The sequence below is a fragment of the Chryseobacterium elymi genome (genome assembly GCF_003385495.1).
Taxonomy (GTDB): domain Bacteria; phylum Bacteroidota; class Bacteroidia; order Flavobacteriales; family Weeksellaceae; genus Chryseobacterium; species Chryseobacterium elymi.
This window is the reverse complement of sequence record NZ_QNUH01000004.1, coordinates 277804-290018: the sequence shown is the minus strand read 5'-3', so window position 1 is coordinate 290018 and position 12215 is coordinate 277804. Positions and strand designations below refer to the sequence as shown.

The window sequence follows — 12215 nt, the reverse complement described above, 5'->3', positions numbered from 1 at the left end:
TCAGTATTTATATTACTCTAAAATCAAAGATTATGTCAAAAGTAACACTAAGAAAAAAACCTATATCTAAAGGTAGACAATCTTTATTTCTGGACATATGGCCTCCAATATATAATCCAGAAACAGGTAAAATGGAACGAAAGCATTACCTGAAATTATTCATATATAATCGTCCTAAAAATGACAACGAAAGGAAGTTTAATAAAGAAACTTTAGCTCTGGCCGAGTATGTAAGAGCCCAGCGCCATATAGAATTACAAAGTAAAAGATTCGATTTTATTTCTGAGGAAAAGATGAAGTCAAACTTTATCGAATTCTTTGAACTGGAAGCCAGAAAGAGGAATAACTGTTATAACTGGGTAATGTCAGTTAGATATTTTAAGACTTTTGTGGGTCCTAAAATACCTTTCAACGAGCTTAATGAAACCCTATGCGAAGAATATGCTGACTACTTATTAACCTGTCCCGCATTAGGACGTAGGAAAACAATCAAGAAAAATACAGCTGTAGCCTATTATGGACGATTCAAATTAACATTGAAAGAAGCTTTTAAAAAACGTTTTCTCCCAACAGATTTAGGCTCAATAATAGACAGTATCACTCCCCAAGAAACACATCGTCCATTTTTATTTATGGAAGAATTGCAAAGAATGGCAAATGCAAAATGCGGCAATCCCATTGTAAAAAAAGCTGGACTATTTTCAGCGATGACGGGTTTCAGATATTCGGATGTAGAAAAGTTATTATGGAGTGAGATTCACGGCACAGAAGGAAATTATTACATAGTTTACAACCAAGAAAAAACAGAAAATGCAGAGTATCATCCAGTATCAGATCAAACGATCAAATTATTAGGGCCAAGAGGTAACTCTGATTCAAGAGTATTCGAAGGTTTAAATTACCATAACACAGTTGCTGAATTAAAAAAATGGTTAGCAAATGCGGGCATAGAGAAACATTTTACTTTTCATGGTTTTAGGCATACTTTTGCAACATTACAAATTGCAGCTGGAACTTCGATATATACCGTTTCAAAACTATTAGGTCATAAGGATATCAAAACTACTCAAATATACGCGAAGATTGTGGACAGTCTCAAAAAAGAAGCTTCTGAAAAAATTAAGATCAATCTATTTGACATCGGCAAGAACATTGTCGATCTGGAAAAGTGTGACAATCCAAAAGATATTATTAATATCTAAAGTTGTGCTGGTTTGCCTTAATATCTATAGAAATTACCATAGCGTTTACCTTTGAAGGCCAATTTGCGTCAGTCAAAGCCATTTATGGATATAATCCCCTCTGTCTTTTTAAATTGAATAGAAAATTATGGAATACACATTTGACCAAATGCCAAATATTCTTAAAAGAATTGAAGAAAGATTGGACAGTATAGAAAACATTTTATTGGATCGAATTCAAAAGGAATCGAACGATATTGAATTTATTGGAGCAAAAGAGGCATGTAAGATTTTGAAATTATCATTGCCAACACTTTACTCAAAGGTCTGTTTACGCGAGATACCATTTTATAAAAAAGGCAATAGGCTCCATTTTTCTAAAGTAGAATTATTAGAATGGATTCAAGAGGGTAAAGAAAAGTCTTTAAATGAATTACATGAAAACGGAAAAGATTTTTTAAAAAAAATGGAAAAGAAAAGGTGGTAGTAAAGTATCCCCCATTTTAATCCTTCCAAATATAAGGTTTGGAAGGATTATTATTTTATAAACTTTATGAAAATGAATTATTCCAAATTGTTTTTAGGGGAAAAAAATTCCTTAATGGTTATGCTTGTTAGAAGTTTCAAAAACTCACCTATTTCCTCTGCTTCTTCATCAGAAACAGGTTTATCTTCCTTTTCCATAATTTTCTTTATATTTTCAAGGTCTAACCCTTCTATTTCTATAAAACATGCATTAGTAAGCATTTCATAATTGTACCTCGTTTTTTTTCTCTTAGCCACAATAACAGGAAACAGGTTAAGTAATAAGACCTTAACAATAAAATTCGATTATTGTTCACATTTCATTAGAGCCGATAAAACTGATTTTGACTTATACGGTAACTGCACAGTAGTGTACGAATATTGACTTAATACTTTCAAATATTAAATAGCAAATAATTACACCATACATTAATTTAAATTGCTTTACAATCAAATTATAAACACATAAATATTATAAAAGAAACGCACGTATTGAATGGATGTTATTAGTAAAAAATATATAATGAATAATTAATAAGGAAATTAAATATTTCGCGACGTAGGGAAAAAATATTATATTTTTAAGATTGCTGATATCACTGGACCTGATAGTTTACGAACCTTAGTAATATATTTTTACCATGATAAAATCAATTTATGATACTATAGTAAAACGTATTGAAATTCAAGAGTACAAAATTACACTAGATAAGGAAAAGGCAATTAAAGAAGCTAACCAAATGACTTTTGTCCTCCAAGAATTACTTAATGAAACTAAAAATCTTGTCGCAGAAAAAGGATTTATTGATAAAAAACAGGAGATTAATTTTTTCAAGAACATTAAACCTCAGATTCTTGGAAAACTTATATACTACAATAAGATTTATAGGATTGAAACATCTTGTCCTGCCAAAGGTGGCGAGTTTTACAAAACGTATTTTGAAAATGAATTAGATAAATTAAACAAAGAGTTTAAAGAGCATTTCGTAGATTCAGATTTCTACCGATATATTAAATCAGGTCGAGAGGATCTTGATGAAAAGTATTTCTCGCTGGGGAATATAGATATTATGGAAGGCTTGAATAGTTTTGTATTTGAAATTGATCCACATTTTTCTACATACTACGATTACAAAGTTGCCCATATTATCGCAGATGAACTTTTATATAACTACATAAGAAACAGATTAAATCCTGAATCTGAAGGTCAATCGACGTCCTTAACTTACATAAATTATGATGATATGTTCTGGACCGATTCCAAAAATGCTTTGATAGAACTAATTTATGCTTTATATGCAGCAAGGTCTTTATCAAATGGAAGATTGGCTATATCAAAAATTAGTGCAATAACAGAAACACTATTTCAGATCGAATTGGGAGATTTCCATCATGCATTCCATCGCATGAAAGTTAGAGCCGGAAGTAAGACAGCATTTTTAGATTATCTAAAAGTAAGTTTGGAAGAATATATGAATAAAAATCTTTAATCATTCAAAATAACGGACAACCAAATGGTTGTCTTTTTTTTGCCAAGATCTGCCAAGGTCTACCAAGTTTCCTAATTTTTCTAGATCATTGGTGATACCTTTTATAATGAATTTTAGCAGTAATAAAAAAAATAAATATTTTTCATTTCTCTTGGTACTGCTGCCGTAAACTTGGCTGATTATATTTTTTATGTCGAAGAAATTTGTATCAGAACAAATAATTATGATCAGATATGAATATTGACAGATTAGAATTTATAGCCTGGATGGAACGAATCATGGATCGATTTGATTTGATTTCCCAAAGTGTAAGAGAAATGAAAAAAAATAATAATGCAATTGATGGAGAAGAATTACTTGACAATCAAGATCTACTTCAAATGCTGAAAATTAGTAATCGTTCTTTGCAACGATACAGGTCCGAAGGTAAATTACTCTATTACACTATTAGCGGTAAACTGTATTACAAATTGTCGGATGTTCACCAATTTATTCGGGACAGTTTCAATACTCCAACCAAACGTAAAAGGAAAATGACAGACGAATAGTTCCTTCTAATTCCAACATACAGGTTCGTATCAATATATAAAATACCTTGATCTGAGATTTTATAAAGTATTAATGTTATGAGCAATAATCAATCACCAACGCACAAATCAGATCAGGTAAATGATTTAACGGATACATTACTTGTGCATGATAAGGAGACCAATAAAATTATGGCTGTAAAGGGTATTAAGAAAAAATCTGGAGAGAAGGATGAATTAGAAACGGTAGATCCGACAAAAAGAAAGGAAAATTCATTTTTGAAAATTAATAAAAATGAAGATATGCTTTCCAATTTTTTAAGGAATTTCTTTAGCCAGATTAGTAATCCTACACGGTTTAATTTTTTTAAAGTCCCGATTCAGAGTGCGGTACTGATAGCAAAAAAAATGCAACAGTTTGTTAATTCCGCAAAACTTGAAGGAGCAGATCTTTTGAAAGGTCTTAAAGAAATTATAAACCCACAAAATAGTAATAATACTATGGCACAACAAGAAAACAAACCTGAAAATAGCAACCGCTATTCAGTGGACAAAATTGACTGGAAGAGTCTTCAAAATTTTGGTTGGACACGGGAAGATTTCGCCGAAACTGGTCTACTTGATTCTCTATTAAAAGGATTCAAAACAGCCGAAATGCTTCCAATATCAGTAAAAGTCGGAAATCAAAAACTCGATACAGAAGGCAAACTTTGGCTTGAAATGGGCAAAAATGGTAAGGCTGTCTTTAACATGCTTCCAAAGAAGAATGAAATAGAATTGGATAAACCGTTTTTTGGCCATCAATTTACAGATGAAGACAAGGCTAACTTGTTGGAAAAAGGAAACATGGGACGAGCTGTTAATCTGACGGAAGACGGTAAAACTCATCTGCCTCATTTAATAAGCCTTGATAAGGATACAAAGCAAGTGGTTGCTTATTCAGTAGCAAACATTCAAATTGATGATGTGATCAAGGGAGTGACAATTTCACCGGAGCAAAAAAAAGAGTTATTGGAGGGGAAATCAATATACCTTGAAGGAATGCTTTCAAAGCGTAATTCTTTGTTTAACGGAGAAATTCAATTTAATGCATTTAAAGGCCATATCGAGTTTCAGTTTGATAAAGGTAATGCTAAAATGCAAAATCAGGTAAATTCTCAAAGTCAATCCACTGAGATACCTAAAGTTTACAGAAGGAAAGAGTTTACATTCGACCAGTACAATAAGATTTCAAACGGCGAAACAGTATATATTACTGATTTTAAAAATGATTCAGGAAAAGAATATCCTGGATATGTTTGGCTTAATAAAGAGAGTGGGAAGTTAGACTTTAATTTTAAAAATCCCAATAATCTTAAGCAAAAGTCAACCCCTGCAGAAACTCAAAAAACGGAAGTTGCAGTTAATTCTGAGGGTAAAACAAATGTAGCTACAAAGAATATTAACGAGCCATTAAAGTCAGGACAAACATCACTTCGCAATAAAACGCAGCAGAATAAACAAAATGGGGTATCTAATGCTCCTAAAAAAAGAGGTCGCAGAGCATCATAAAAATCTAAAATATGAAAGCAGTAATAGCAGAAAAACCAAGTGTCGCCCGCGAAATAGCATCTCTTCTAGGGGCTACAGAAAAGCATGATGGATACCTCAAAGGCAATGGGTATGTGGTCACCTGGGCAATAGGTCATTTGATTTCCTTAGCAATGCCATCAGATTATGGGATAACAGGCTTTAAAAAGGAAAGTTTACCAATTTTACCAGATCCATTCAAACTTACAGTAAGGAAAGTAAAGAAAGATAAAGGGTATCTGGATGATCCAGGTGCAGTAAAGCAGTTGAAAATTATAGAAACGATTTTTGAAGAATGTGAAAGCATTATCGTTGCTACCGACGCCGGAAGAGAAGGTGAACTCATATTCAGGTATATCTATGATTATTTGAAATGTAAAAAACCATTTGAACGGCTTTGGATTAGTTCATTAACAGAAAAAGCCATCCATCAAGGTTTTGCTAGTTTAAAGCCAGGATATGATTTTGACGGATTATTCTTTGCCGCCCAAGCCAGAAGCCGTGCTGATTGGCTGGTAGGAATAAATTCAACGCAAGCACTTTCATTGCAAGCCCAAAATGGCATTTATTCTTTAGGGAGAGTTCAAACTCCGACATTGAGTTTAATTTGCAAGAGATACATAGATAATAAAAATTTTAAAGTTGAAACCTATTGGCAATTAGAACTTAAATATTCAAAAGATGGAATGAACTTTTCTAGCATCTCCAAAGATAAATGGAAAGATAAAGATAAAACGTTGGAGGTCATGAAATCCATCGAGCGTGTTGGAAATTCAGTTGTAAATTCTGTAACTACTCGTAATTCAAATGAACAGCCACCATTACTTTTTGATCTTACTGCTCTGCAAAAAGAAGCCAACAAGAAACTAGACCTTACAGCGGAAGAAACCTTATCGATTGCTCAAACCCTATATGAAAAAAAGTTCATTACATATCCTAGAACTGGCAGCAAGTATATTTCTAACGATATCTGGCCGGAAATACCAGATTTGGTAAGAGCGCTGGAAAATCGAGAAGGATATAAAGAACGAATAAACAATGTTAAATGGGGTCGATTTAATAAAAGGATCGTTAATGATCTAAAGGTTACTGATCATCATGCATTATTGATAACAGAAAAAATTCCTTCTGCTCTTTCAACTAAGGAAAATGCAATTTATGATATGATTGCCCTAAGACTCCTTGAAGCCATTTGCTATCAATGCACTAAAGAAATTACAGACATAAAACTTGAATCCTTACATTATGAATTCAATTTGAAAGGAGCACGAGTTATAGATCCCGGCTGGCGTGCGATACAAAATCATTTTCAAGATGAGGACACGCAGGAGGAAGTTTTAATGGACATTCCAATTTTAAAAGAAGGTGATTCACTCACTATTAAAGAAGGAAGTATTTTAGAAAAGAAAACTCGACCACCGGCACTGTATACTGAGGCTGGTCTTTTATCAGCAATGGAAAATGCAGGTAGACAGATTGAGAATGAAGAAGAACGAAAATCGCTTGATAATATTGGTATTGGTACTCCTGCCACGCGAGCAGCAATAATTGAAGTTTTATTTGATCGGAATTATATTTTACGAGACAAAAAAAATCTAATCCCTACCCAAAAAGGACTTCAAGTTTATGAACTTGTAAAGGAAAAGAAAATCGCTGATGTATCAATGACAGCCCAATGGGAATTAGCTCTTCAAAAAATAGAAAACAACGAATTGGATTCACAGGTATTCCAAAAGGAAATGGAGGATTACGCTAAAAGTATCACTTCGGAATTATCATCTACAACTATAGTAGCCAATACTCCAGCTTTAAAATGCCCAAAATGCAAAAATCATAATTTAATTTTTAATGATTATGTTGTTAAATGTCCTGATCAAAATTGCCAATGGATTCAATTTAAATCTGTTTGTGAGGTTACACTTAGTGATAAAGAAATAGAGAACTTGATTTTAAAAAAGAAAACATCCCTTATACGAGGAATGAAAAGCAGGTCCGGGAACAAGTTTGATGCGTATATTTTACTAGATGAAGATGGGAAGACATCATTTGATTTTGCAAAACCGAAAAAAAAGAGAAAATAATACAGTTTAAATGGTGGCTAAAATGTCACCATTTTATTTTTTATTCAAATTTCCGTGAAATTTTAAACGTAATGTTAATCAATGGTAGCACAAATCTAGCGGTGCTAATTCCTGAATTAGCACATTAAAGTGTTGCTTCACAATGAAATACAACTTTACATTTGTCTTGTTCACGATATGATTTTTCAATTGAAGGAAGCTTGTGAAATGAAGCCGAAAAGAAATAATTAAAGCATAATCCTTCAAAAATTAACAAATAAAGTAAGCCATGCGAAATAAAAGACTAATTATAGATATTGTTGTTCTGCTACTGGTGATATTGTTTCTTTATACAGCAGTGAGCAAATTTGTGGATTTTAAGGGTTTCACTTATGACTTAAATAATCAACCATTCCCAAACAGTTTAACCCCGATTCTGCGATGGTTAGTTCCACTTACTGAAATAGGAATAGTTTTAGGACTCATATTTGAAAAAACAAGGTTACTGGCATTATACGCATCATTAATTTTAATGAGCTTATTTACAATTTATACAGCGCTAGTTCTGTTTGATGTCTTTGAGTATGTGCCATGTTCATGTGGAGGTGTCATCAAAAATCTAACATGGCCACAACATTTAATTTTTAACCTTTTTTTCGTTGTAATCACTTTACTAGCTATTCGAGTAAACAAGAAAAATTCGTCCAATCATTTACTTTATAACCAGTTACAATAATTTAGATCAGTATAAGTGAATTAAAAATTATTGGGTCCAAAATAAGGGGAAGCTGAAAACCTTCAAATCAGAGTAAGCAACAAATCAAAAACTTTTTATTATGAAAAATTTTAAATTATTATTAGGTGCGGCAGTACTATTTGCCGTTGGAAGCGCTTTTACTACTAGCAACAAAGCTTTTGCAGGAGAATATGTGTTAATCGCTCCAAATACTTACGAGCTCAAAACAAATCGACCTGCTGGAGAATGCCGAGAAATGCCAAGTCAAATTTGTGATTATACCAAAATTAATCCATCTGGCAGTAATACAGATCCAAATAACTTCACTCCTAATACGAGAAATGCCCAATGGGTTGAAGGTGAAGAATAAAAAATATTTAAGGTGCTATCATAAATAGCACCTTAAATTTTTAGTGAATTTATTATTTCAATCTCTCTTATTTTAGAGTGCCTAGACGGATCTAAACTTGGGAGCTTTCCAAATTTGATATAATCAAAACTGTTGGATAGTCTTGGCCCGGAATAACCGATATATACACATGTTCTTGACCATTACATTAGTATATCGAGTTAGACCTCCTTTATGAGAATATTTTAAACTTCTAACGGACTGTAACTTTCCCATATTAATCTCTTTGTCACTATATTCCCCATCGTATCTTGAAGTGAAAAATTAAAAGTCGTACTAGCTACTAAAGAGCTATTTTGATATTTTTTCAATAAATCATTACAATATGATGATGCCACCGAAATTCGAGTAAACTAGAAAAATTATCCAATCATTTAATTTATAACCAGTTAGAATAATTTATATCAGTATAAGTGAATTAAAATTATTAGGTCCAAAATAAGGGGAAGCTGAAAACCTTCAAACCAGAGTAAGCAGCACACCAAAACTTTTTGTTATGAAAAATTTTAAATTATTATTAGGAGCGGCATTAATATTTGCCGTTGGAAGTGCTTTTACAGCAAGTAATAAAGCTGTTGCAGGAGAATATGTATTACAAGGTTCAACCTACGTACTGAAATCAACTTTACCCCCGGGTCATTGTGAACAATCGCAAAATATTTGTGATTATACAAAAACAAACCCTTCTGGTAACAATACAGATCCCGCAAATTTTACTCCAAATCAAAGAAATGCCTCTTGGATCTCGGAGTAAACTAAAGTTAACGGGGGCAGCAGCCCCCGTTACTTTCTATTCCAAAAAAAATCATAATTAATTGTCGCTGTAATTTTTATTTTAATATTCACAAAGCACTATTAATCAATTGAATAAGTTCAGATTTATGCTTTTCATCATATGGCCTAGGAGGTTTAGTACTAATTATTTTTCCTTCCTTATCGATTAGAATTAATGTGGGATACCCAACAATATTATAATGGCGGATTATTTCTGCATTTGAACCTAATCCATTCGTAAATAGATCAACACTACCTTTATGAGTATATTCTAAGGTTCGGAGTGAATTTTTCCATTTTTCCATATCTTTATCCACATTTACACTAATGAATTGTATGTTACTATTGTTACTATAATAGTTTACAATATCTGTCATCTGATTATTTAAAATCTTACACCCTCCACAACCTGTAAAGAAAAAGTCTAATAGAACTACTTTTCCTTTAAAATCGCTTTGTTTAACTGTTTTTCCTAATGAATCAACTAATGAAAATTCAAATGCTTTACTTCCAGGTGTAGAATTACCTTTCAAATTTTCAAGTAATGTTCTACAGTATGGAGTTTTAATACATTTAAGTGCATCAGTTGCAGCTAAATAATCATTATTTGAATTGATCTTTTTTCTAATTAAATAAATAGTAAGAAGTCGATCTCTCAAAATACCTGAGTAATTATTAATAATATACCTTACAACATTTAAAGAATTAAAAGATACTTTATTCTGAAATTTATGATTTCTTAGTTTTTCTGAGTGAAATTCCGTGACACTTCTGGATCGTGCAAAATTTTCACTAGTATTTATATTTTGATCTTTATAATAGTCATTGTAAATTTTATCAAGAATCATATAGCTTGAATCTACGTTTTCCTGCTTTTTAAAAACAACATAACCGATATCTGTATTAAATAATTGTAGATATTCAACATCAAGTTGAATAAGGTAATCTAATTTTAGAATATCATAAATTTTAGCAGATAAACGCGGTTTGTATTTTTCTAATAAATCTAATACAAGTTGTTTTTTTTCTTCGTTTATTTGCCTTTTATCTATTAGATCCTTCTTCATAGTATTTACATTAATTTCAGTAAAATCATTTGAGCCTTTTGACACTTGGGATAAAGAGTCTGCCCATTTTTGATCAAGAGTCTCAAATTGACATTTTACTTCTGATGCAAACTGATATTTTTCTTTTCCGATCCCATCAATTTCTATTTTTCCTTTTTGTACAGTAAAAATTATACTATCCCCAGGTTCAATTATATTTTTGCTAAAAATATAATTTCCTTCTCCAAGTGTAAGATTACCATAAATAAATGGGTCATCCTTTTTGAAAGTGATTATTAAATTTCTTCCTACTTTATTCTTCACCACACTTTTTGGAATACCATTGACATCTCCCCATTGGTTGTCTTGGTATATTAATAATACACTATCTTCAACTATATTTTCATTTAAAACAACTTTGAAATATGATCGTAGATCATTATTAAGCTTTTTATTTGATTGCGAGTGGACAATATTAAAAACGGCAAAAAAAGATATTATCGTAAGTAAAATTTTCATTATCTAATATTTTGAGTTAATGGATGAAAATTAATTTCTACAGGTGGAATTGGGAATATGTATCTTGAACTATTGGGTTCCAAATTGTAGTTTTGTCCTCCTATATTTCGATACAAAGTTTTTGCATATTTGCTATCAAGATTCAACCGTCTTAGATCCTCCCATCGTAGATTTCCAGTAAAGGGAAGCTCTTTCCTACGTTCTAAAATGATTAACGATAGCGCTTCTTCCGAATTCTTGGCCGACTTATTTTTATACATACTTATACCATTTTCCTTTTTCCAACGGTTCTTAAGTAGGAGATCCAAATCGTCCAATGCTTCTTGAAGGTTACCCATTCTTGCAGATGATTCTGCTCGAATTAATAGAATCTCATTTAGCGCTATCCCACAGAATAATGCACCTGCGCCTGAATATCTTCCACCAAAATTGACCGTACCATTTACGTTGAACTTGTAAAATACTATTTTGCGTAAATCATTTTCTTCATAGCTATCAAGCAGATCTTTAACAACTGCCATATTTTGACGACTATTTAAAGTATAATTGATTGTTTCAGCATAAAATAAAATCTCTGAATTATTATTTCGGATCGTAGGAAATGGAAAATTTGCTGTCGTGCTTAGAGTGTTGAAATCGATAAGCTCAGCAGTCTCTGTTAATACCTTATTGGCAAACTCTTGCGCTTTCTGATAATCTTGTATATTAAAATATACCTTAGCAAGCATTCCTTGTGCAGCAAACTTTGAAGGGCGGGTCTTGAAACTTACCTTTGATGGTAATAGTGATTCAGCATCATGCAAATCTTGAATAATTTGGTTATATGTTTCTTTTACTGTAGAACGGTCTGGTAAAAGATTGACATCTGAATTCAATTTTAAAGGCAAACCCAAATCGGTCTTGGCAGAGCTTTCTGTGTATTGTTTCGCATAAATTTGCGCTAATTGATAGTAAGCAAACGCTCTAAAAAACAAAGCAGTTCCTTTGATCTCTAATAATTTATTATCCGTAGTTTTAACATTCTCTACACCCTCAATCACCACATTAGCATATTCAATAACCCTATATGGTTTCGTCCAATCACTTGCAAATAAGTTCCCTTCATAAATGTCTTTAGCCCACTTATAAGCATTTCTCTCTGGTACTGTTCCAGAAGTTGTAGCAATTTGCTCTAAAACATAAGAATTATCCGCCCCAATAACACCTATTGCCGGATAACCTATATTCATTATATCTGTGTTATCCAACAGTGCTTGAAAATCATCGGCAGTTGACGGAATGATATCTGCTTTATTAGATTTTTTATTTAGCCAGTCATCCTGCTTTTTACAACCAGAAAGTACTAGTAAACCTATTGTGTAAATTATAATATTCTTCAT

At 32.1% G+C, this 12215-nt stretch carries 12 protein-coding genes; 9 read left to right on the top strand and 3 right to left on the bottom strand.

The features are described from left to right. The first annotated feature begins 32 nt into the window (after positions 1-32). On the top strand, positions 33-1202 hold the full coding sequence (locus DRF60_RS06780) for a site-specific integrase (RefSeq protein WP_116011337.1): 1170 nt from the start codon (positions 33-35) through the stop codon (positions 1200-1202). A gap of 127 nt (positions 1203-1329) precedes the next feature. After that, positions 1330-1668, top strand: coding sequence for a helix-turn-helix domain-containing protein (locus DRF60_RS06775; protein ID WP_116011336.1), 339 nt, complete (start codon positions 1330-1332; stop codon positions 1666-1668). Between the two features lie 77 nt (positions 1669-1745). On the opposite strand, the gene DRF60_RS06770 is transcribed toward DRF60_RS06775, so the two are convergent. After that, on the bottom strand, positions 1746-1964 hold the full coding sequence (locus tag DRF60_RS06770) for a hypothetical protein (RefSeq protein ID WP_123902654.1): 219 nt from the start codon (positions 1962-1964) through the stop codon (positions 1746-1748). Between the two features lie 383 nt (positions 1965-2347). On the opposite strand from DRF60_RS06770, the gene DRF60_RS06765 reads away from it, so the two are divergent. From DRF60_RS06765 to DRF60_RS06735, 7 genes are all read left to right on the top strand, one after another. Further along, complete coding sequence (locus DRF60_RS06765) at positions 2348-3196, top strand: RteC domain-containing protein (RefSeq protein WP_116011334.1); 849 nt, start codon at positions 2348-2350, stop codon at positions 3194-3196. 233 nt (positions 3197-3429) lie between these two features. After that, positions 3430-3744, top strand: coding sequence for a helix-turn-helix domain-containing protein (locus tag DRF60_RS21550; RefSeq protein WP_111959399.1), 315 nt, complete (start codon positions 3430-3432; stop codon positions 3742-3744). 78 nt (positions 3745-3822) lie between these two features. After that, on the top strand, positions 3823-5274 hold the full coding sequence (locus tag DRF60_RS06755; RefSeq protein ID WP_116011333.1) for a DUF4099 domain-containing protein: 1452 nt from the start codon (positions 3823-3825) through the stop codon (positions 5272-5274). 11 nt (positions 5275-5285) lie between these two features. Beyond that, on the top strand, positions 5286-7373 hold the full coding sequence (locus DRF60_RS06750; protein ID WP_116011332.1) for a type IA DNA topoisomerase: 2088 nt from the start codon (positions 5286-5288) through the stop codon (positions 7371-7373). A 268-nt stretch (positions 7374-7641) separates the two neighbouring features. Continuing rightward, positions 7642-8088 carry a MauE/DoxX family redox-associated membrane protein gene (locus DRF60_RS21880; RefSeq protein ID WP_116011331.1) on the top strand — a complete coding sequence of 149 codons (447 nt, stop codon included), beginning with the start codon at positions 7642-7644 and terminating at the stop codon, positions 8086-8088. Between the two features lie 100 nt (positions 8089-8188). Further along, positions 8189-8458 (top strand): DUF6520 family protein, encoded by a 270-nt coding sequence (locus tag DRF60_RS06740; RefSeq protein ID WP_116011330.1) that lies wholly within the window; start codon positions 8189-8191, stop codon positions 8456-8458. A gap of 535 nt (positions 8459-8993) precedes the next feature. Next, a complete protein-coding gene (locus DRF60_RS06735; RefSeq protein ID WP_116011329.1) occupies positions 8994-9251 on the top strand; it encodes a DUF6520 family protein in 258 nt (85 codons plus the stop codon). Positions 9252-9339: 88 nt separating this feature from the next. Here DRF60_RS06735 and DRF60_RS06730 read toward each other — a convergent pair whose 3' ends face one another. After that, positions 9340-10836: a TlpA family protein disulfide reductase gene (locus DRF60_RS06730; RefSeq protein ID WP_116011328.1), complete on the bottom strand. Its 1497-nt coding sequence runs from the start codon at positions 10834-10836 to the stop codon at positions 9340-9342. Continuing rightward, positions 10836-12215 carry a RagB/SusD family nutrient uptake outer membrane protein gene (locus DRF60_RS06725; protein ID WP_116011327.1) on the bottom strand — a complete coding sequence of 460 codons (1380 nt, stop codon included), beginning with the start codon at positions 12213-12215 and terminating at the stop codon, positions 10836-10838. Before DRF60_RS06725 ends, DRF60_RS06730 begins: the two co-directional genes overlap by 1 nt.